This window comes from Fimbriimonadales bacterium, from assembly GCA_035559795.1.
Classification (GTDB): Bacteria; Armatimonadota; Fimbriimonadia; order Fimbriimonadales; family ATM1; genus DATMAR01.
The window spans coordinates 218,072-241,121 of sequence record DATMAR010000003.1 but is presented as its reverse complement, the minus strand read 5'-3'; the positions used below and the strand labels follow the sequence as shown (position 1 = coordinate 241,121).

16 protein-coding genes are annotated in these 23,050 nt (G+C 47.0%); 7 read left to right on the top strand and 9 right to left on the bottom strand.

Going from position 1 to position 23,050, the window contains the following annotated elements; all coding sequences use genetic code 11:
• Positions 1–41: 41 nt before the first annotated feature.
• From VNK96_01695 to dut, 6 genes are all read right to left on the bottom strand, one after another.
• Complete coding sequence (locus VNK96_01695) at positions 42–1,271, bottom strand: DUF1501 domain-containing protein (protein HWP30428.1); 1,230 nt, start codon at positions 1,269–1,271, stop codon at positions 42–44.
• A gap of 49 nt (positions 1,272–1,320) precedes the next feature.
• Complete coding sequence (locus tag VNK96_01690) at positions 1,321–2,781, bottom strand: DUF1800 domain-containing protein (protein HWP30427.1); 1,461 nt, start codon at positions 2,779–2,781, stop codon at positions 1,321–1,323.
• 71 nt (positions 2,782–2,852) lie between these two features.
• Positions 2,853–4,235, bottom strand: a complete 1,383-nt coding sequence (locus VNK96_01685; protein ID HWP30426.1) for an FGGY-family carbohydrate kinase — start codon at positions 4,233–4,235, stop codon at positions 2,853–2,855.
• 37 nt (positions 4,236–4,272) lie between these two features.
• Complete coding sequence (locus tag VNK96_01680) at positions 4,273–7,434, bottom strand: S41 family peptidase (GenBank protein ID HWP30425.1); 3,162 nt, start codon at positions 7,432–7,434, stop codon at positions 4,273–4,275.
• 110 nt (positions 7,435–7,544) lie between these two features.
• Positions 7,545–8,549 (bottom strand): tetratricopeptide repeat protein, encoded by a 1,005-nt coding sequence (locus VNK96_01675; protein HWP30424.1) that lies wholly within the window; start codon positions 8,547–8,549, stop codon positions 7,545–7,547.
• A 20-nt stretch (positions 8,550–8,569) separates the two neighbouring features.
• On the bottom strand, positions 8,570–9,007 hold the full coding sequence (gene dut, locus VNK96_01670; GenBank protein ID HWP30423.1) for a dUTP diphosphatase: 438 nt from the start codon (positions 9,005–9,007) through the stop codon (positions 8,570–8,572).
• A gap of 54 nt (positions 9,008–9,061) precedes the next feature.
• On the opposite strand from dut, the gene VNK96_01665 reads away from it, so the two are divergent.
• From VNK96_01665 to prmC, 3 genes are read left to right on the top strand one after another with little or no spacing between them, the layout of a single operon-like run.
• Complete coding sequence (locus VNK96_01665) at positions 9,062–9,622, top strand: hypothetical protein (protein ID HWP30422.1); 561 nt, start codon at positions 9,062–9,064, stop codon at positions 9,620–9,622.
• 43 nt (positions 9,623–9,665) lie between these two features.
• Complete coding sequence (gene hflX, locus VNK96_01660) at positions 9,666–10,946, top strand: GTPase HflX (GenBank protein ID HWP30421.1); 1,281 nt, start codon at positions 9,666–9,668, stop codon at positions 10,944–10,946.
• Between the two features lie 3 nt (positions 10,947–10,949).
• A complete protein-coding gene (gene prmC, locus VNK96_01655; GenBank protein HWP30420.1) occupies positions 10,950–11,771 on the top strand; it encodes a peptide chain release factor N(5)-glutamine methyltransferase in 822 nt (273 codons plus the stop codon).
• 312 nt (positions 11,772–12,083) lie between these two features.
• Here the strand turns inward: prmC and VNK96_01650 are convergent, their stop codons facing one another.
• Positions 12,084–15,263 carry a hypothetical protein gene (locus VNK96_01650; GenBank protein ID HWP30419.1) on the bottom strand — a complete coding sequence of 1,060 codons (3,180 nt, stop codon included), beginning with the start codon at positions 15,261–15,263 and terminating at the stop codon, positions 12,084–12,086.
• Positions 15,264–15,628: 365 nt separating this feature from the next.
• On the opposite strand from VNK96_01650, the gene lpdA reads away from it, so the two are divergent.
• Together lpdA and VNK96_01640 are read left to right on the top strand one after the other, a co-directional pair.
• Positions 15,629–17,041 carry a dihydrolipoyl dehydrogenase gene (lpdA, locus tag VNK96_01645; protein HWP30418.1) on the top strand — a complete coding sequence of 471 codons (1,413 nt, stop codon included), beginning with the start codon at positions 15,629–15,631 and terminating at the stop codon, positions 17,039–17,041.
• 23 nt (positions 17,042–17,064) lie between these two features.
• The gene (locus VNK96_01640) at positions 17,065–19,722 is read left to right on the top strand and encodes a fibronectin type III domain-containing protein (protein HWP30417.1); all 2,658 of its coding nucleotides are present in this window, start codon (positions 17,065–17,067) and stop codon (positions 19,720–19,722) included.
• A 35-nt stretch (positions 19,723–19,757) separates the two neighbouring features.
• Here VNK96_01640 and VNK96_01635 read toward each other — a convergent pair whose 3' ends face one another.
• Positions 19,758–20,441, bottom strand: a complete 684-nt coding sequence (locus VNK96_01635) for a DUF554 domain-containing protein (GenBank protein HWP30416.1) — start codon at positions 20,439–20,441, stop codon at positions 19,758–19,760.
• Between the two features lie 56 nt (positions 20,442–20,497).
• Between VNK96_01635 and VNK96_01630 the strand changes: the two genes are divergently transcribed.
• A complete protein-coding gene (locus VNK96_01630) occupies positions 20,498–21,172 on the top strand; it encodes a hypothetical protein (protein ID HWP30415.1) in 675 nt (224 codons plus the stop codon).
• Positions 21,169–21,933 (top strand): 4-hydroxy-tetrahydrodipicolinate reductase, encoded by a 765-nt coding sequence (gene dapB, locus VNK96_01625; protein ID HWP30414.1) that lies wholly within the window; start codon positions 21,169–21,171, stop codon positions 21,931–21,933. Before VNK96_01630 ends, dapB begins: the two co-directional genes overlap by 4 nt.
• Here dapB and hemW read toward each other — a convergent pair.
• Complete coding sequence (gene hemW / locus VNK96_01620) at positions 21,928–23,028, bottom strand: radical SAM family heme chaperone HemW (protein ID HWP30413.1); 1,101 nt, start codon at positions 23,026–23,028, stop codon at positions 21,928–21,930. The genes dapB and hemW overlap by 6 nt on opposite strands.
• Positions 23,029–23,050 lie beyond the last annotated feature (22 nt).

The following is a 23,050-nucleotide window of genomic DNA, read 5'->3' as shown; positions in this document are numbered from 1 at the left end:
TTCGGAAAATATCCGATTCTGAAATTATCCGATTCGATTCCTTACAGGATGGGGACGTGTTCGAATTTTTTGCCGAAGAGGCTTTCGCTGTCGCCACCCATCCATCGGTCTATGAGCGTGGAATAGACTTGGCGAAAATCTATTTTCCATTTCAGGTCACCACGGTCTAAATTAACCAAGTCGGGATTTTCTCCTACGAAACCGCCTTTCACACGCCCCCCCGCTACGAACATCGGAGCGGCAGCGCCGTGGTCAGTTCCCAGACTGGCATTTTCTGCGCAACGACGACCGAATTCGCTAAACACCATCACCGTCACTTTTTTATCTTTGCCGAGTGCTTTCATTTCTTGCATGAAAGTGTTCAATGCGTCACTGAAACCTTTTAGGAGTCTTTCATGCTGTAACGGTTGTTGACTGTGTGTATCGAATCCGCCAGCGGCAAGATAGAAAACACGCGTTTTCGGTGAAACGGCTATCAAATGCGCAATTTGTTTGAAGCCTTGCCCGAATTCGTCGTTTCCGTATTGAAAATTCGATTGATACTTGTCGAGGGCACGATCCAATTCTGACATTGCATCGAGTGCGGTTAAGTTCGCCTTTCGAACGACGTCTGTCGCTGTTTCTTTTCCGCTTTCCATTCCTTGCACGTCGCGGAGTAATTTTTCAGAATCGGGGTCTCCTACGAATGCCGAAATGTCGGCAAGGCTGGCAAAACAAGGAACGGATGCGACTTTTCCTTTCAACGCGGTGGGGCGCTGTCGGCTTAAGCTCAGTGCTAACACGGGATTCGTGCTGCCTTTCGACATTTGATGGTCGAGATATTTACCGAGCCATCCATAAGTTTCTCTTCCGTCCGGATTGGCGGTTTGCCAAATTTCCATACTTTTGAAATGGGAACGGTCAGGATTCGGATATCCGACGTTTTGAATGACTGCTACACTCCCCGCGACGAAGAGTTCTTTGAAAGCGTTCATTGCCGGATGAAAACCCAATGCTTCGTTCACCTTCAAAACGGATTCCTCTTTTAGCCCGAGTGTCGGACGCAGACTGTAGTAGTTTGCATTCGACCAAGGGATGACGGTATTGAGCCCATCGTTGCCGCCGCTCAGTTGGCAGACGACCAAAATGTTATCGGGGTCGATTTTTCCTCCCTTCGATTGAACGAGGATGTCCGCTTTGGCAATTTTTGCGAGCCACGGTGGTGTAACGACACCGATAGCGACGATTGCTCCACTTTTCAGAAAGTCTCTTCTCGTTAATTCATTCGCCATTTTTCGATTACCTCACTTCTATTTTATTCTATCTCAACATTGTTCTATTTCAACAGAAATGAAACTCCGGAGCGGCAAAGAGAGCTCGGGAGAAAGTCTTCAAAAGCAACGATGCTTGCCGAGGGTTGTTTATAGCACTCACTCCTCCACTTTCTTCGACTGCAGAGACGAGTGTCTTTTTTCGCTCGGACGGGATTTCAGCATCGAACATTTCGAGCAAACGATTCGTCAATTCTTGTGAATTTTCTGGCATTTTAGATGCAGCAATGGCATCAGAGACGTTTTGTGCAATCAAGGTTCCCGATGCGCGATTGAAAAGCAGGTCGCTAAAGCGAATCCTCTCGACCATCGTAGCGGAACTAATCCAAGCGGTTCCCCAGTCCCAGCCTGCAACGTCGGGGGGGTAAAGCAAAGACATCCCTTGATTATTTAGCGATTGTACGATGAAACGTAACCCCCCCAAAGTATTCTTCGGTAATTCTTTCAAGCGGTCGTTTCCTTTGTCGTAGCCTGCAAGAATCATGGGACCGATTCCTAATTGCCTGCAAATGGCTATGCTGAAATCTACAGGATTTTTAACTTGCTTTCGCACACATTTTTGGCTCCAAAACTCTTCGGATTCGACGATGGCATAAAGCACTTTTTTGATTTCGAAGTTCCCGTCCATATATGCTTTTGCCAATCGTTCTTGAACTTTCGGCTCTGGTTTTTCGTAAGCGAACCATTCCCAGAGTTTCGTAGTTAGATAACGAGCCGTTTCCGGTCGAGCGGCGAGAATACCGCAGATATCTTCCCCCCCGAAAGGTCCTACATTCCCGAGCACTTTTTTCATTCCGCTGTCGTGTTCTCTTTCATTAATATAAAATTCGACGAGAGGACGACCACTACGGAGGATTTCTGTCAGTTGTTCTTTATCTATTCTTCTTGGATTCACAGTAGGACGGAATTTCCAACCGGTAAATGCTCTTGCTGCTTCTTGGATGTCTTCTTCCGTGTAATTACCGATTCCTACCGTGAAGAGTTCCATAACTTCACGCGCGTAGTTTTCGTTGGGACGCCCTTTGACATTCGTGTTGTTGTCTAACCAAAGCAACATAGCGGGGTCTTTGCTGACATTCACGAGAAGGTCCAAAAAGTTCCCATTCGCCCCTGAACGGAGGGTTTCCAAGTATTGCAACATAAGAGAACCACGATCGACTTTAGATGCACTAATTGCGAAATGGTCGTGCCAAAAAAGAGTGAGTTTCTCTTGGAGGGGGCGTTGAGTCGTCATCATTCGCAAAACCCACCATGCTGCTACCGATGGCGGTCGTAGGTTCGGTAGATTTCCTTGTTGTTGTGGGGCGAGAGCCCATGCAGAAATGTCGAACCCCTCGTCGTATTTTTGGTATTCAATCAGTCTTTCTATGGTTCCGTCTAAGCCAAAAGGCTCGTAGAAATTCACTTCGGCGAGGCTTGCGCCTAATCCGAACCTGCGAAGGAGGTGGGCGATTTTTTCACGCTCGGTCACGGTCTCTATATTCTCCCTTAGATTTTCCTCTCACGACTTGATATGATTTGACGGTTGAGACTTAAGACTGTTCAGTGAAAATGCGTTTTTGCTGCCCATTCCCGCCACTTTTCCGTATTTTTCGGTTCATAGAGTTGGATAGGAAAGGATTTCCGAATTAACGACTCTTTTTCATCTTCGGTGATTTTTCCATGATAGAGGAGTTGGACCAAGGCGTTGCCTATCGCTGTTGCCTCGATGGGTCCAGCGTAGACCGGAAGTCCCGTTGCATCCGAGGTCATTCGATTGAGAAGTGTATTTTGACTGCCTCCACCAACGATGTGAATGCTTTCGATTGGCACACTTGTAATTTTGCGGAGTTTTTCGATAGTTTGCGCATATTCCTTAGCGAGGTTTTCGAAAATCGCACGAAACAAAACTGCTGTATTTTCGATTGGGGAATCGGCGATGCTTCGAATTGCAGAAGGCATATCAACCGGGTTTAAAAGAGAAGGGTGATTAACGTCGAAACGGGGTCCCCATGGAGGAGCGGATTCTGCTAAACGAATGCATTCTTTATGAGAAAGTTTTCCTTGCGAACGCTGCAATAGCCAAAGACCCATCACGTTTTTCAGAAAGCGAAAAGAGCCATCATATGCGCGTTCGTGTGTAAACCCTGCTTCGAGCGCATCCAAGGTCGCCATTGGATTTCGAATCAATGTGCCGACCAATGACCAAGTTCCCGAACTGATATAAACGGCGTTCGTAATTTTCGAAGGGATGGCAAAAACAGCCGATGCTGTATCGTGCGATGCCACACGAATTATGGGAATTTTATTTATCGAACCGAACAAAGTTCCTGGAAAAGCGATTTTTGGGAGAAAAATTGAATCGAGCCTGGATGCTTTTACCGCGTCTTCGCACCATTTTCCGTTCAATCCTAATAGTTGCGTCGTGGATGCATTCGTAATCTCGCAAGTTGGAATTTTCTTTTCGTCTCCTAAATAAGAGGCGACGAGGTCTGGAATCAATAAAAAAGAATGTGCTCGTTCAATTTCAGTGTCGTTTCGCAATTTTCGTGCTAATAACTGTGCGGCGGTGTTGAAAGGCAAGGGTTGTATGCCGGTCAAGGAGTAATGTTTTTCTGGAGAGAGGCGATTTTTGAGTTCGTCTGCGCCGATCCGATGGGAATGGTCGCGATAGGAAATCGGGTTTGCTACGAGTTCTCCGTTTTCATCTACGAGACCGAAGTCCACTCCCCACGCGTCTATTCCAATGCTGGAAATAGTTTTCGTATTTTCTAAACTTGGTTTTATGCTCGAAAGGATTCGCGGAAAATCCCATCGTAAATAGCCGTTTTCTGTAATGACCGGCGTTTCGAAACGGGAAATTTCTTTCAAAAGGAGTTTTTCTTCGAGACGAATAACAAATAATCTTACCGACGACGCGCCTAAATCAATTGCGAGGACTCGCATTATTTGTATATTATCCGAGAACGAATTTCGTTGAGAACTATTTTTTTATTTCGCGCAGTGTTTCCTCGATGGCGCGGTCGAGCTGGGGGTCGTTTCCCTTCATGAAGTCTTCGTTCGTCCATGGCACACGGATATCGGGCTCCTCGCCCATATTCTCCATAGGTGTTCCATCCAAACGATAAACTGCTCCCATCGGCATTCGAATACCCGTACCGTCCACCAATCTCCCCCCCCATGTCCATATCACGTATCCCGGGGTGGGCATTCCGACGAGTTTGGCGAGTTTGCGCGCTTTCATCGCGTAAGGAAACATCTCCGCGTTCGAGTAACTATGTTCGTTCGCTAAGACCACCGTAATTCCTTCCCAAACTTCATCGTTCGGGGCGAGTTCGAGCCAACTATCGCGCACCTGATAATATCCATGAACGCGACGTTCGAGCAGGTCTATAAGGGAATCCGCGATGTTTCCCCCCCCATTGAAACGCACATCCATGATCATCGCCTTTTTGTTTTGTTTGAACTCGATGAATTCTTCATAAAAAAGGGTGCGGTCGTTTCCACCCATGCCGCGGATATGGATGTATCCCACCTGTCCTTGTGTTTTTTCTTCGACTTTTCTGCGGTTTGCTTCTACCCATTGGCGATAGCGCAACTCGCTCCATTCACCGGGTGAAAGCGCGCCATAAGTTATTGTTCGCGCTCCTTCTTTTTTGGGTTCCGAGTTCACGGTGAGCGTTATGTCTCTTCCGTTTTGATTGTTCAAAACTTCCCAAAGTTTTTCGTCTAATCGAACGTCGGTACCGTTGATTGCAAGAACATATTCTCCGGGCTTGATTGCTGTTTTCGAATACGTTGCAGGTGCGTTTTCGTAAAAACCGGCGACTCGTATACCTGGACCGGAATAAGAGTAATCGAACAAAAATCCGGGCAGTGCCATGCTCGGTCCGGAAACTCCTCCCGGTGCTGTGCCTACTTCACTATGAGAGGATTCTAATTCCCCCACCATCATGTTCAATAGGTCGGAGAATTCTCTTCGATGCCCGACGCCTTGCAAAAGAGGTTCGTAACGGTTACGAATCGCTGTCCAATCTCTTCCATGAAAGTTTCCGTCATAGAATCCTCGATGATACATTCGCCAAAACTGTGTGAATGCTGCCTTTCGAACCAAGTTGCTGTCTTGAATCAGTTCTGCACGAAATTCTATGTTGTCTATTTTCGGGTTATCGCTCAATGTGATTTTTGCAAGCCCACCATCTTTCGAAGCGAAAACCGCTTTGCCGTCTTTACTCAATGTGAATCGTGAAACCCCCGTTGTGAGTTGTTTCACTTCTTTGCCGTCGTATTTCGCTTTCCAAAGATTTCCGTTTGCGAGAAAAAGAATGTCTCCGTTTTCGGGATTGCTGATGACATTATCGTCAGCCTGCTGCGCGAATAGGCGACGTGCACGCAGAGTGATTCCTCGAAAATCTATTTCTATTCGAATCGGATCTTTCGGTTTTTCGTATTTCAGTTTTATTTCTCCCGGCGCTTCGCCTTCCGGTTTAAGTGGAAGCAAATAAAATCCACTATTTGCGCGATTCGAATTGAAATAGAGATATTTTCCATCTGCAGACCAACCGAGGGCGCTGTGATAGGCGTTTCGTTTCGTGATGTTCTCGGGATTTCCGCCTTCTACGGAGACAATCCAAACATTGCGAGTTCCACCTTTTTGCAATGCTGTAAATGCAATCCATCGGCTATCTGGCGACCAGGAAAATTCCCCGGCAGTGTTTCCGAAAAATTGCGGACCAGGGAAATGGGCGAGTCTTTTCGCTTCGTTCGTCGCTTGCGTGTTCCAGACATAAAGCCCCCCCTCTGGACCCGCGACCCAAAACGCGAGAAATTTTCCGTCAGGGGAAACTCGTGGACGGGTGACGTCTTCGTTACGTGTCCAAATCGGTGTGATTTTTTTCGTGCTTACGTCCAAAGCGTAAAGCCTCTGGTTGTTTTCCCTATCGCTTACGAAGTACAGCGTTTTTCCGTCTTTCGACCAATCGATTTCCGCATCGTAGCCTGGATAATCCGTAAGTCGAATGGCGTCGTCTTTGTTTCGTCCCTCGCCTTTTTCTAAAGGCACCGTCCAGAGTTCGTAATTCGCGACGAAGGCGAAAGTTTTTTCATCGGGGGCTATGACTGCATCTTGCACTCCGGTGGTGAGAATTTGGCGCTCTTTGGTGTTGGTTTTCGCATCGGTCGTTGCGAAGATTTGCAACTTTGTAGTTTTTCCGTTATCGAGCAAAAAGAGTTCGCCGTCTTTTTCGAATGCAATCGTTCCGTTTCTCGCTATGGAAAACCATCGAATCGCTTCGCCAACGTATTTCGTAATTTGCGTCGCTTTACCCTCTTTGGAAATTCGCCAAATATTCGGAGTTCTTTGAGGAGTATCTGTCCATTTTGTCGGCTTTTCGTTCAATTTGCGAGAACTCGGTGTTTTTTCGACGCAAGTCACGCAATAAATATTTTCTCCAGACGGGTCGAATTTAGGGAAGAGGTGTTGAAACCCATTTTGGCGGAAAAATTTCGAATTACCGGTCGTGAAATCAACGAGAACCAACGACGCAGCAGCAGAACCGAAATAGCGAGGGCGAAACCATGGGAAACCGTATCTTTGCGCAACGATTGTTTTTCCATCCGGCGAGAAGACGGGATTGCTGAAACCGGAATAATCCTCTGCAATTAATCGGAATTGAAGAGTGCGTACATTGACGACGAAGATTCCTGTAAAGGGACGGTCTCTGGAGGTCGTGAACGTTATCCATTTTCCATCAGGAGACCAATCCGATGCGATTTCGTTGTTCGCTGCGTAGGTGATTTGGCGAGTTTCCCCCCCGTTGACGGGTAGAGCGAAGATGTCGAAATTACCGTTTCTGTCGCTGCTGAATGCTATCCATTCTCCGTCTGGGCTCCATATCGGGCGAGTGTCCAGTTCGACATGATCGGTCAAACGACGGGCGACTCCGCCCGAGGAGGGAACGACCCAGATGTCCCCTCTCCATTGAAAAGCGATTTTCGAAGCGTCTGGACTGATTGCAGGATAGCGCATTCCCAAAATCGGCTGAGCGGGAGAATTCGAATCAATTTGATTCGGAGGATTGAAAAGCAAAAGAGGGATGCAAGAGAGAAAGAGAAGATAAAGACGATGAAACTGACCGAAAGCCATAGGGCAGTTTTACCCGATAGCCGCGTTTTAGAATGATCCTTCGAAAAGGAAATCAATGTTCTTAGGGACGGGAAAGCCCCCCCACAAAATCGTGCCTGTTCGTTTTCCCGTTATCCGGAAGGTTGCGATGTCGTCTGCGTGGAAGCGGAAAGGACTTCCTGTGCCCATTGCGAAGTTCCCTCTGCTGAAGTCGCTGCTTGTAAAGCGCTTCTCGTGACCCAGCCCGTTGCACGATTCTCTTTCGTCGTTTCGTCTATGATGCGTACGTTCGCACCTGTGATTTCTGATGCGGCATCCATCGCAAGTTTTGCTGTGGTAACGAGCGTGATTTGGTCGCTTTGTTGGTCTGCCTGTGCTCCCGCAAGTGTTATATAAGCATTCGCTTCTTTCCAATCCAATTGTACGTGTGCAATTCGATATCGCGAGTCTTTTAGACCTGCGGAGATAGTAGATAATAAGTTGCTTTCACGAGCGGTCATTCCTATCGCGTTCGTGGGTGTTATCGGCTGTGGGGGGGGAGTTTGTTCTTTAGGGGCGGGATTATTCGTGGATGGGGTCGGTATTTCGATCGGACGCGTATAGGTAGCGAATGCTTCTTCAGAACTTTTTTTCGTTCTCTCGACCCCTAGGTAATAAGCCAAACCGCTCAATCCGATGATTGCGACCACTGCGATTCCATAAAACCAAAAGGTGGCTCGAGCATTTTCTTTGACTTTCAAATCCGAAATGGCAACCTTCGATTCTTGCTCTTTCAAAGATTTTTTTACCCTTTCGATTTTCAAATCGAGAGAAGGATTTTCGGGAGATAAATCCTTTGCCATTTCGTACCACTGTAGTGCTTGATTCAAGTCTCCTTTATCGAAGTAAACATCTCCCAGCAAGACGTGGGCAGTTGCGTTATTGGGATAACGTCGCAAAATATTTATGCAGACTTTTTCTGCTCCGATGGAATCTCCTTTCATTCTTAAGAGATTCGCTCGCGCAATTTCCGGATAAACGACTAAATCGCTTCCTTCAGTTGCAGGCTCATCGGTTTGCGCCGCACCGCATTCAGGGCAATACAAAGCCTGAGGTTCGATTTCTGAGAAACACTTCGAGCATAACGTCAGTTTCATCGTTATAAATAAACGCTCATTTATCGCCCTGTACTTCCGAAACCACCCTCCCCACGACTCGACTCGGGTAGGGAATCCGAGACTTCCCAACATGCTCGAACGACAGGGCAGATAACCAATTGAGCGATACGGTCTCCCTTTTGTATTTTTACTGGTTCTTTCCCGTGATTAATAAGAATGACTTTTATTTCGCCGCGATAATCTGAGTCGATCGTTCCCGGGGCGTTAGGAATGGAAAGACCTTTTTTCAAAGCCAACCCAGAACGGGGGCGTACCTGACCTTCGTATCCAGGCGGAATCGCTACGCGAATTCCTGTCGCGACGGCTGCGATTTCACCTGGGGCGAGTTCGAGTTCCTCGTTCGCCAGTAAGTCCATCCCTGAGGCGTTCTCTGTTGCATAACTCGGGATGCAGGCATCGTGTTCTGCTTGAATAGGGATTTTGATAGGGGGAATCACGTCTCTTTATATACCCGTACTGGTACAATTTCGCCCGTTCTTCTTTTCGGACGAATGAAGGAAACAGCTAAATTAGGAGGAAGCATGTTGAAAAAAGCGGCAATTTTTATTTTTTTTCTTTGTCTTGGAGGCAGTGCATCCGCTCAGTCCATAACCATAGGAATAGACGGAGGGGTGTTTTTGCCGTCGGATTCTACTGTGAGGAATGTTTTCGGCGATAGTTGGGCTCGTATCGGTCTCACCCCGATTAGTTTTCAGACCGACCAAAGATGGCGCTTCACCTTCGATGTCGGGTTTCTAAACGCGAGCAGTTTCGGGAACGATGCCACCTTAATCCCGGTAACTTTCGGGGTGACCAGGGCGTTTCCGGACAAAAGCGAAATCGTTCCGTACGTTGCTGTCAGAGTCGGACCGTGTTTTGCGGATGTGAACTCGCCTTTTCTCGGGATTGACGAATCGGAAGTTGTCATGGACGTTAATGCTTCAGTAGGGATAACGGTGAGCAAGACTTTTTATTTCGAAATCAGGTATGATTGGATGAGTGAAGTTGCAGGCCTCGATTTTAGCGGCTTGTTCATTTCGGCGGGAATTCGATTATTCGATATACGTCTTTAAAAATCAAAGAGAGTGCTTTCGATAAAAGACTCATTAGAAATATATGCCTCGTGAACTTATAGAGACACGGGCGCCGACTGAGCGCGCGGTCCTTGTTTTCGTCAACTCCGATCCTGAGCAAGATTCCTACGTGGAAGAGGAAATGGTCGCGCTATGCGAGGCTGCGGGTATCGAACCCGTCGGGTCTCTCCGGCAGCGTGTCAGTAAGGTTCACCCGCCCACCTATATCGGCAAAGGGAAGGTGGAAGAACTATTGATGGCGACGAGGGAATTGAAAGCCGACCTAACGCTGTTCGATTGCGATTTGAATGCTCTTCAACAGCGCAATTTAGTAGACGCTCTTCATATCAAAGTGATTGACCGTCCCCAGTTAATTCTCGATATTTTCGCTCAACGAGCGCACACGAAAGAAGGAATGCTGCAGGTGGAATTGGCGCAGTATCTTTATATGTTGCCGAAGATTACGACCGTCTATACGAAATTCGAACAACAGAGGGGGGGCATAGGCGTTCGTGGTCCAGGTGAAACGAAATTGGAAGTAGATAGGCGAAGAATCAAAGACCGCATCGAACATTTGCAAAAAGATTTAGAGGAGGTTCGTCGTCATCGTGAACTTCAAAGAACGGGAAGGAGAAAATTGCCATTTCCGAGCGCGAGCCTCGTCGGATACACGAGTGCAGGAAAAAGTACGCTTTTGAATGCACTTTCGGATAGCCACGTCTATACGGATTCGATGCTCTTCGCGACACTCGACCCGACCACCCGCAAAGTCGAATTGCAAAACGGATATCACTTGTTTCTTACGGACACGGTCGGTTTCATTCGGGATTTGCCCACACACCTCATCGCAGCGTTTCATGCGACATTGGAAGAAGTCATCGAAGCGGATTTGCTGATTCATGTTATAGACATCAGCCATCCGAATTGGGATATCCAGCGGGATGCCGTTTTGGATACTTTGGTGGAATTGGATGTATCCCATAAACCGGTTCTCACAGTGTTCAACAAAGTGGACAAACTCGAAAATCCCGAAGAGATTCGAGAGTTGATTGCAAATACGCCGAATTCGGTTGCAATCTCTGCTAAAAAGAAAGAAGGATTAGAGACATTAAAGCGAAAACTCGTAGAAATGACACAATCGCTTTATGCAGAGGTTGTCATGGTAATTCCGTATTCTCAAAGCCATTTACTCGATGAATGCTATCGGTATGGACGTGTATTAGAAACGGAGTCTCGTGAGGAGGGGACTTTTGTTAAAGCAAAAATCCTTTCGGAAGTTGCAGAAAGAATTAAAATGCAACTGAAAACGCCGGCAAAAATTTAAAAATTGCGTACCTCCATTCGTGATTGGCTGCAAAATGCAGAAAGAGAACTGCGAGAAGCCGGTTTCGAGTCATCATCTTTAGAAGCACAACTGCTGTTAGCCCATGCATTAGGTGTCGAAAGAGAGAAATTATTTCCCATAGAAGATGAAATCTTCGATTCATCCCAAGCGGATTCGTTGTTGGCACGTCGCTTAAAAGGTGAACCGATTGCCTATATCCTCGGATATAAAGAATTTTATGGACGTCGGTTTTTCGTAAATCGCCATGTGCTCATTCCGAGGCCAGAATCGGAAATCTTAGTGCAATGCGCACTCGAAATTTTAAGAAGCGGAATGTGCGCGGCGGATATCGGAACGGGAAGCGGAAATTTAGCGATTACACTCGCATTGGAAAAACCGAGTGTTTATTGGATTGCAACAGACATTAGCGAACAAGCTTTACGTGTGGCTAAAGAAAATGCTTCTCGGTTCTCGGTCAAGATGCAATTTCTTTTAGCCGATTTATTATCGGCTTTCCGTGAGCGTTCGTTGGATGTCATCGTTTCCAACCCTCCTTATGTTTCTTTCGACGACCCGTTGTTGGAGCAAGGTGTGCGAAATTGGGAGCCTTCGGTTGCTTTGTTCGCAGAACGTGGCATTTCGAAAATCGAGCGTTTGATTAAAGACGCATCTCGAGTGCTAAAACCGGGGGGCGCGCTCTTATTCGAATTCGGGATGAGGCAATTAGATGCGATTCGGAAATTAATCCCCGAGCATTTTCATGTGCGAATCGAGCAAGATCTATCGGGAATTCCGAGAGTGGCTTGTTTGCATTTTCGGGAGTGAAATAAAAACTATTTTCCGCAAGATTCCCTCTGCTTGCGCAAGGAGAACTTGTTTTTATTTGATTGATTTATTTCCATTTAGTTGATGAGAATCGTAATTTATAATCCGGTTCCCCTTCGAGCGAAAGCGAAGAGGGGGAACCTTTAAGGAGGGGGTGAAATTCCTTCACTTTTCATTGACTGACCCCCTCCGTAGGGTTCCCCCTGCTTGCGCAAGAGGAACCGAAAATCGTACATTCAAAAACTAAAAACCTTTTCTCGTTCCCAAACTTTGTTTGGGAACGCTTAAACCCCTAGGGTTCCTCTACTTCGATTAAGGCGGTGTTACTTTCAAGATGTTATACACCGTCTTGAATTTCGTTGCGAAAATGGCAACCCCTTTCGTGACGTTAGTGTAGCCTGTTTTAATCACGAAAGACGCAGAGACTTCGCCCTCAGGCACTAACACGCTATCGGGAACCATTGCGAGTTTCGGGTCGCCACTTTTGAGAGTAACCAGACTTCCACCTTCAGGAGCAGGACCCGTAAGATATACCGTTCCGATGCTTTGCGAATTGCTCGGAACTGTTTGCGGATTCAGAGTGAGTTTCGAAACCATCGGGGGGGTTACCTCGATGTCCGCGCTCGCGCGTCCGCCATTCAGGGTCGCTGTAATTTTCGCTTTTGTGGTGACTTTTACAGGATAGGTCGTTATGATGAATGTGCCTGATGTTTGTCCTTCAGGGATGAAAACAGAGGGGGGTACAGTCGCAACGCTCGTATTATTCGAAAGGAGATTGACCGTTACACCTCCCGTTCCAGCAGGCGCATTTAGAGTAACTTCACCGGTTGCGTTCGTCCCTCCAGAAACCGTCGGGGGGGTTATTTTCAAATTCTTCGGAATCAGAGGAACGACGGTTACTTGCGTGCTAATCTGTCCATCCGGGACGCTCGCAGTTATCGTAACGACCGTGATCCCCGTAGTTTGCGATGTCGTGAAAACGAAACTGCCTGTCCTTTCGCCGGGATTAATCGTAACATTGGGGGGGACTTGCAAAACCGCAGGATTACTGCTCGAAAGCGTTACGGAGAAGGCGTTACTTCCTATAGGCCTATCCAATTCGACAAAGCCTTGTCCTGAACTTCCACCCATTAGTTTATTCGGAACGGCTGTAAGATCGTTCAATCCTGGGTCGTCGAGATTCAATCCCCAAATTCCACGACCCCAAGATGCTGCATAAAGAATATTCAGCAATGAACGATACTTTAGCGAATTGAATTGCACATTGGGCAATCCTAAAGAAGCCGTTGCGTTTACCCAAGAAGTTCCACCATCGGTCGTGAAGAACATTCCGACATCGGTCGCGGCGAACAAAGTGTCGTTCGGGCGATTCGGATGACGCACGAGCGAGTTCACAGGAATGTTCGGAAGATTTCCACTGATGTCTTGCCAGACACGCGAAGAAGAAGTTACGTCTGTACAGCGCCAAACATGTCCGCTGTTCGTTCCTGACACGGTAACGATGACATCGTTTTTATCATTCGGATTCACAGCGATACATGTAATCGCTCGATTCGGCAGAGAATTGGACCCGATGGTGATGTCTGTCCAAGACGTGCCACCGTTCGTGGTCATGTACGCTTTTCCGTCAACAGAACCAGTGAAAATTCTATTTCCGTCACCGGGAGCAACCGCAATGTAAGTTAAATATCCACTGCTTCCCGTAAGTTGCGTGTTTCCGAGACGAGGTGTCCATGTGTTCGTAGACGATGTGTATTTCCATAAGTAATTCGTTCCTGCATAGAGCAAGTCTTCGTTGTTCGGGTCGAGTGTGATAGGAGCGATGAATCCTACGTTATCTGACCCGATGTTGGGTGTGATGTTGGTACTGCTCGTCCAGGAGTTCGTCGTCTTATAAACGCCGAGAAATTGCGAAGTGGCGAATTGGTTTACGGGGTTACTCTGCGAAATGGCGCAGAATCCTCCATCTCCGCCCCCCACGTTATCCCATGAGTTTAAATTTCCATTCGACCATGGTGTGGCATTGTCTTGCGTTCCGCCTATTCCGTGATTTACGCTAGAGGGATGCCAATCCATTGCATAGAATTGTGTGGTAATCAAGTTGGTATTCGCTTCGGGATTGATGCTCCATGTGTTCGCGCCTGCGTCGTAATTCAAAACGAAAACTCCACCGTCGTTTCCGAAAATCGCCTCGACGTTATTTCCGCTCGGAGGATTGAAGGCAATGGAGTGTTGGTCGTTGTGTGTGAGAGCAGAGCTTTGATAGGTCTTTCCTATGGATTGCCAAGTACTTCCGCCATTTGGAGACATCACGATATCGATGAGCCCGACCATTACGATGTCGTTGTTATTCGATGGATTGATATCGCAATTAATATAAAAGTCGTACCACCATTGACTCCAGTTGTAATAACCTGTGCCATTGGGAAACCCTGCGGTAATGCTGTTCCAATTGTTTCCTCTATCAGTACTTTTGAAAATTTGCGCCGTAACGCCTGAAAGGAGATAAACCGTATTCGGGTCGGTTTTCGATGCGGCGATTTCGATTCCGTCCACCCATGTATCACCAAGAGGAGTCGTAAGCGCAGTCCACGTTGCGCCTTTATCTAAGGAACGATAAACCCCATTCGTTCCTTCACCGCATGCATAATAAGCGCGAACTCCTTGTCCATCGGGAATTCCGCATTCCACATCCGTCCATGCGCGATTTTCATTAATCACTTTTGCCCACGTAGTTCCTCCATCTGTGGAACGCCACAATCCGGTCGCTCCATCTTTTCCTCTTCCCGCTGCAACGATAACGATGTTAGGGTCATCGGGTGAAACGAGAATTTTTCGTACAGCGCATCCGCCGAATTGATTTCTTCCTAAATTCGTCCAAGACGCCCCCCCGTTCGTGCTTTTCATAATGCCGAAAGAGTAAGGATATCCTCCGTTAAAATCTCCCGTTCCGACGTAAATCACTTGATTGTTTGTCGGGTCAAAAGCAATTGCATTGACTGCTAAGGATTCCCAACCGTCGCTCAAAGGTGTTACGTTAAAAGTCGTTGCATCGATTCGCTCGATTTTCCAAACTCCGCCAGTGGCGGCGCCGATGAGCCATACATTCGGGTTCGTCGGGTCAATGGCAATTGCATTTACGCGTCCGCTCAAAGGGGGCTGGCCATAATAAATTTGATAAGGGATATCCAAATCCCTCGGTCCGGAGGTTTCCCAAAGGCTTCCTCCCACTCCTACGCGTCCTATCGAAACATGTTCCGGCTTAGGCTTACGTGCAGGCTCCATGCTATCCCGATGCGCGGCAGCGATTTCATATGCGTTCCAATCGATAAAGCCGAAAGGAAAAGCACGCTGCTCGAACCACCATAAATAGGCTTGTTTGAAGTCGGGCTTGCCACCTAGTTCCTCGATTCTCTTTCTTCCCATCACTTCCAGCGAAAGGGTGTTTCCACCACTCGGGCGAATCCTTGTCATTTTTCGGATTTCAGGCACGGTCTTCCCACCTTTCGAGATACTCTTTTCGAGGAACTTTGCTATGTAAGCAGAGTGCACCCCGAAAAACGCGTATGCCGACGATAAGGTGAAAAGAGAGCATAAAGCAAGTGTGTAAAACTTTCTGAACATCCGTTGCCTCCTTTTTCGAGTTACCTCGGAAACAATAATACAATCAGTATATCCTAACTCGGGTTAGTAAAGAAGAATTTTAAAAACGCTTTACGGGTATTCTCGAACCACTGACTTCGATGAAGAATTTAAGTCATATCCTCCCCATGCGTTCGCCCGGTATGCTTTCATTCGCATCCGGCGCTCTTACATTGGAGAAAATAAATACTTTCCCGAAGGAGAAAACTCAACCTATGGAAGCAGAAAAATACGATGCAGACCTCGTGGTAATCGGAGCAGGACCAGGTGGTTACGTAGCGGCGATAAAAGCCGCCCAACTCGGTGGCAGTGTGATTTGCGTGGAAAAGGAACATCTCGGAGGTACTTGTCTCAACCTCGGTTGCATTCCTTCGAAAGCATGGATTGCCATTGCGGAACGCCTCGGACAAATTAGGCATGCAGGAGATTTAGGGATAAAACTTCAGGGTGAACCCGAACTCGATTTTAAGGCAATGCTCGCGCGAGTGGAAAAAATCGTAAAGACACAAAGGGGCGGAATCGAAATGCTTTTCAAAAAAAATAATGTAAAGCACATCAAAGGTTCTGCTTCTTTCAAAGATACGAATACAGTAGAAATTTCTAATAATGGCGAGAAACAAACCGTCCGCGCAAAGAGTTTTATTATTGCGAGCGGTTCTGGTGTAATGGGATTAAATATCCCTGGTTTAGAGGGAGAAAATGTTTGGACGAGCGATGATGCGGTCTTTCCGCCTTTTTTGCCTAAAAGCATGCTCGTGATCGGAGGGGGGGCAGTCGGCGTCGAATTTGCGTATATCTTCAATGCTTTAGGGACGAAAATGACTCTCGTGGAAATGATGCCAACGCTGATCCCGATGTTCGACGAAGAATTGGGTCCAGAACTCGCGCGCTGTTTCAAAAAACAGGGCATCGAAGTGATAACGAGTGCGATGGTAGAGAAAGCAGAAAAAACGAAAGAGGGATGGAAGTGTACGATAAAAACTCCTACGGGAAACAAAGAGGTCGTCGTCGAGGTCGTTCTGATTGGCGTCGGACGGAAAGCATGTTTCGAAGGTCTCAATTTAGAGAAAGTGGGTGTACGGACTCATAAACGGGGTATCGAAGTCGTAAATGATCAAATGCAAACCCACGCATCGCATATTTACGCAATCGGAGACGTCATCGGAAAGATTCAACTAGCGCATGTCGCCAGTATGGAGGGAATCGTCGCCGCGCACAATGCGATTTTGAATGATGGCAAGAGAATGGACTATCGTTCAGTTCCGAACTGTGTATTTACAATTCCTGAGGTAGCGAGTGTCGGTTTGACGGAAAGTGAAGCGCGAGCGCAAGAATACGATGTCGTTATCGGAAAATACGGTTTTCGCGCTAACGGCAAAGCGATGGCTATCGGAGAGCAGGATGGATTCGTCAAAGTCGTTGCCGAGAAGAAATACGGTGAATTGCTCGGAGTTCATATCATCGGTCCACACGCGAGCGATTTAATTCACGAAGGAGTTGCAGCGATCAAACTCGAAGCGACATTGCCTTACATGACAGATATGATTCATGCTCATCCCACGTTGGCAGAGCCGATTCTGGAAGCCTACGAAGCGGCTGCTCATGGAAAGAGCATTCACTCTCTTTAAAATTTTTCGAGGAGAACACGATCATGGGTGTTTTTACGCTTATCCTTCTTCTATCTTTTTCTCAGAATTTGCCTGAATTGAAGCAACCGTCTGGACTTGCTTACGATTCCACAGGGAGGCTCTACGCAACTTGGATGGAGTCGAATGCTATCGCGATATATAACGAAAAAGAAGAAGAGATAAAACGCTGGACGAATCTCGGTTTGGAATCTCCGAGAGGAATTGCAATCGGGAAAAACGGAAAAATTTATCTTTGCGACACGGGGAATCATCGAATCGTATGTCTCAACGAAGATGGGACGATCTATAAAACATGGGGGAAGCGAGGAAAAAGCGATGGTGAATTCGAAAGTCCGCAAGGAATCGCACTGGATTCTTCGGGAAACGTAATTATCGCCGACACGTACAATCACCGAATTCAGATTTTCGATTCGGAAGGGAAGTTTCTCAAGAAATTCGGAGAATATGGGGATAGAGCCGAGCAGTTCAACGCTCCTATGGATGTGGCGTATCGTGATGGATTGTTATATATCGCATCGGGATGGAATTCGCGCATCGATATTTATCGATATAATCCGACAAGTTTAGAAATTCAGCATGTAGAGCCAGAAGATAAAGGCATCATTCGCGGAATGTGGATATGTGCCTCGATTGATGTGCTGAATGATGGTTCTATCATTGGTTTAGACAGCGGAAACGGTTTTGTTGCAATTTGGAATCCGAACGATTTTTCTAAACCTATAAGACAATTCGATGGAGGGAATTACGGAAGATTTCGAGAGCCGAGCAGTGTTGCGGTTTCACCGAATGGCAACATTGCGGTCGCCGACACGAAAAACGACCGAATCCTTCTCCTCGATAAAAACTTGACCGATATTCCGCGACCGAGAGTGTCGGGAATCACATCCACGAGCGCAGTAATCGAATGGGAAACATTAATCCCCGTAGAGAAAATCCCGACACTTTTTGTGATGAAAAGGACTTCGCGACATAACGGTGAACTGCAAAAAATTCAACCGAAAATACGTTCCCTATCTAACGACTCTACGTCCCATTCTATTCTCGTTTCTAATTTAGAGCCGGGTACTGGTTATGTTTATCGAATATCTCATCCGTATGTTCGTTCGATAGGAAAGGATAAAGGATTATCGCACGTGTATTCTTTCGCCACACGACCTGCGAAAGGCGAGACGACGATTTTGAACCTTCCTATTGCGGTTATCGTGAGGCTCGACATGTATAACCCGGAGGGTTCAGGCGGTAAAGAACGAGGCAACCCACCCCCACCGGAATATTTAAATTATATTCGGAAGGAATTCGCTGATGCGCGTTTGTTTTATTTTATCAATTCTCGCTGCACTGTGAATTTGAACTTCGATTGGTTTATCTACGACAAACCTCTCACGAGCGGGCAAGAATTTCCAGCCGAGGCGCAAGACGATGCGATTCTGCGAACGAAGGGAAAATCCAGGGAAGACTACGCATCGCTCGTTGTGATCGATTGTGAAAGACGTTACGACCCATCGCGCAAGGCATATTACATGCAAACCTCCGGAGGAGGAACGTGGGGGGCGCATTATTACGGAATAGAAGAAAAAATGCAACCAGGGCACAGTGTGTTTTTGGGTGGGGGCGATTTGGCATGGCTATTTACTCATGAATTCCATCACGCATTCGATTCGATGTTTCACGAAAGCGGGTTCGAGGAATATCCTTTCAATCATTTTGCAGATTATCGCAATGGTGGATTTCCCGGACCTTTCGGAGAACATTGGGATGGAAATGCGTACATCCTGCGCATATGGCCAAGACATGCGTTCTTTTATAATCTTTTCGGATTCATCACATCCACCCAAGACCAAGACGAAGACGGGATTCCCGATAACGATTCCTCTTTGCCATTCGATGAGAAAAGGTGGGGCAGTGACCCGAAAAAGAAATCCACGGCAGGGGATGGAATAGGAGATTTACAAAGATTGATGTTTGCAAATTGGGTGCCCGCGACTTTGGAATCTATCAACAATGCCTCTATAGAAATGATTCGACCGAATCCGAAGAAAACCGACCAAACAGGAATGGGAATTCCCGATAAATTGCGAAAAGACCCGTGCGTCCCATTTCAGGAATTCATTTCTTACGGCTCGCCAGACATCAAGAAATCCATAGATGAAGAGCGAGAATGGGGAAATAAATGGGGAAGATTTAGAAGCAAGTGGCTGGAAGGAGGCGTGTACGCGAAATGGGACGAAACGGCGTTGTATTTGGCATTCAGTTTCGATAGAAAACCAGAAGCGATACAAATTATTACGGATTTCGCTCTCGATGGCGTTTTCAGTGGACAAGATAATTATTATATTACGATAGAATGCGATGCAGGGGGGGCTGTTATCAAAGATTTCTTCGTACATAATGGTGCACAAAACAAATGGCCCTTCGCCGACCGTGAGTTGGTCAAAAAGGAATCTTTGCGCATTGCGAGCACGGAAAGAAAAGATTGGTTTCAAGTTCGTTTGAAAATTCCATGGCATTTAGTGTCGAATCTCACCCTGCAAGAGGGTGACACGTACGCTTTCGCTTTCAATTTCCGCGTTCGCAAAGGTGTAAACCAATGGAACGGAGACGCCATCCATCTGAGCGCATTCGAACCGTACAAACTCTTCCGTGCAAGGCTCGTGAAGTAGAAACGACATAAGGCGCGCGTTTCTTTTCAAAGCATTTATGTTTTGCGTGTGTGTTTCAAAAATATGCTTCCAGCAATTCCTGCAAAGAGCAAAGCCGGCAGGAAATCCGCGGTAGGGAGTTTTTTAACCTCCAAGAGGCGCAATCCGATAGCGACGAGAATGAGCCCCCCCGAACCGGTGATTTCACTGAGGATATGCGGCTTCTCCGCTAATCCGCGTATTGCTCGCGCGCCTAAAGTCAGTGGTGTTTGCACGATGAAAACCGTCCCGGCAGAAAGTAGAGCTCCCACGCCTAATGCAGCGGAAAAGAAAAACGAAGAGACTCCATCTAACAAGGACTTCAAACCGAGCAAACGCACTTTTCCTTCCAAGCCATCCTCCAAACATCCTAAAAGTGTCATCGGTCCAACGCAATAGAGAATGCTCGTCGTAACGAATGCCTCTTGAAAGGTTCCCGAATCGGAACCCAGTTGTCGCTTTGCCCATTCTCCCAATGCCTCCATCGCCGCTTGAAGCCCAATTAAGTGACCTAACAAGCCTCCTAAGATCATTGCTCCTATCGGGATGAGCACATTCTTCGAATCCAGAAACATTTTTAGCCCCATGGCAACGGTGCCAATTCCGATTGCCGATTGAGAGAGGGACTGATATTCGGATGGAAGTCCTTGACCTACGGCGAGACCTAATAATCCGCCTCCTAAAACGCTCGCTGTGTTGATAAGAGTGCCCCGAATTCACCGAATTTACCCGCAACGATAGGGTAAACAACGAATTGATGTCTTGTTCATGGGTTATCGTGACCGCGCTTTTATTCACTCCGAATACTTTTTCTGAGCCGAACACGGAAAAAAGCGCGGAATACGACGTCTACTTCGGCGAAGCGCATGTGGGAGAACTGCGTTACAAAATTACGTTGAAGGAAAACAAAGCTTTGCAAACGCAAATTCGAAGCGAATACTCCTTTCAAGATTTTCAGCAAACGAACGTTCAGGAAAACGAATACGACTTCGAGGGACGTCCCATTCGAAAATATCTTCGCACCACCGGCGATTCGGAGCGAACGATTATCGCATCGTTCGGGAAAGATTCGGTGCACATCGTGCGAGAAGAAAAAGGAAAGCGCAGCACACAAACCATTCCTATTCCGAAAGGAGCGGAAATTCGAGCAAAAAGCGAGTTTTGGTTCCTTACCGTAACTCCGAGAATCGGCAAACAATATGAATATTATCGTTTCGACCTTACGAACCTTTTGTGGCATAAAATAAGGGCAGTTTATTCAGGAAAAGAAACGATACGAGTGGGTAAGAAGGACGTCGTGGCACATGCAATCACGCAAACCGACCTCGAGGGAAAAGTATCTATCCATGAAATCAAACTATGGTTGGATGATAACGGTGTTCCGCTACTTATGGTTTCGGAAAAAATGAGAGTAGAGAGAAAATCGAAATGATAAAGGTAGGTGTAATCGGTGCTTCTGGGAAAATGGGGAGAGAAGTTTGTCAAACCATTGCAAATACAGACGATATCGAACTCGTTTTTGCCGTTGCACGCCATGTGGGGGAAAACATTTGCGGTGTTCCGCTTCAAAATAATTTCGAACAGGCACTAAAAAATCAACCAGTAGATGCTGTTGTAGATTTTACGCACGCTTCCTGCGCTGCGGATAATGCCGTTTTAGCGCTCGAACATGGTGCCGTTCCGATAATCGGTACGAGTGGACTGAGCGAGGAGGACCTATCACGAATCAAGAAAACCGCGCAAAGCAAGAACCTCCCTGCGTATTGGATCCCTAACTTCGCCATCGGCGCTGTTCTCATGATGAAATTTTCGAGAGAAGCGGCGAAATATTTTCCGGATGCCGAGATTATAGAAATGCATCATAACCAGAAAGCGGATGCACCCAGCGGAACGGCGCTCGTTACGGCAGAAGAAATCGCAAAAGCCCGCTCCGCCCCCCCTTCGCCGTCAAAAACGGAGATCATAAAACTCGAAGGTGCTCGGGGAGGAAATTTGAAAGATGTGCGCATTCATTCTCTTCGTTTACCCGGATTGCTCGCCCATCAAAAAGTGATTTTCGGAAGTCCTGGCGAAGTTCTTACCATTCACCATGACAGCATGTCGCGAAGCGCCTACATGCCTGGAGTCTTGCTCGTATTGCGAAATTTCAAAAAATTCAGTGGCTTGGTCGTCGGTTTAGAACCGTTCTTATAAAACCTCCACGATCACTTGATTGCAATAATGCCTTCCTTCTTTTGTCAAGCGGATCCTTCCGTTTTCCCTGGCAATCCATCCCTTCTCTATTAATTTATTTAAAGCATTTGGAGATGGGTCGATTTTATCCAAGGTCACCCCTTCGTTCAGCCTCAAACCGAGCATGATGGCTTCCTCTTTTCGTATCTCGTCGGTAAGAAATTCTTTTTCGCAAGCCAAATCCCCCCCTTCTTCGACTGCTTCGCAATATCTTACAGGATGTTTGATATGCGTCCAGCGAATCCCCCCCACTTGTTCTACTGCACCCGGTCCATACGCGGCGTATTCTTCTCCCCGCCAATAACATAAATTATGGCGACATTCCTTTCCGGGTTTCGCGAAATTGCTGATTTCATATTGACGAAAACCCTTTGATTCCGCTTCAGCGACTGCGTAATCGTACATCGCAATCTGTTCTTCCTCCTCCGGCAATTCGAGTTCGCCCTTTAACCATCGGCGATAGAATTTCGTGTTCGGTTCGATCGTAAGACAATATAAACTGAGGTGGTCGAGTTCTAAGTCGAGGGTATGTTTCAAATTCTTTTGCCACGTTCGAAAAGATTGCCCAGGCAAAGCGAACATCAAATCCAGATTGATATTATCGAAGCCTGCCTCTCGTGCGGAGACGACTGCCCGTTCGATGTCCGCGCTTTGATGAATTCTTTCGAGCCGAACCAATTCGCGGTTATCGAAACTTTGTCCGCCAATGCTAATTCGATTAAAACCAGCTTCGCGCATGATTCGAAACTTTTCTCTATCCACCGTTCCTGGGTTCGCCTCGCTGCTGATTTCGCAATCGGAAACGGGGGGGTGGACCCGAGTCACGGCAGAGAAAATGCTCAAGAGCTGCTCGGTAGGGATAAAAGTCGGAGTTCCACCTCCGAAATAAATCGTTTTTGCAGGGCGTCCTCGATGCGCACTTCGTTCGATTTCATTCACGATTGCGCGTGATGTACGCTCGACGATTTCTCCTGTCATCGCATAAGAATTGAAATCGCAATAACCGCATTTCGAAGGGCAAAAAGGGATGTGGATGTAAACCGCAACGGGTTCCATTTCTTTTCATTGTATACTTTTT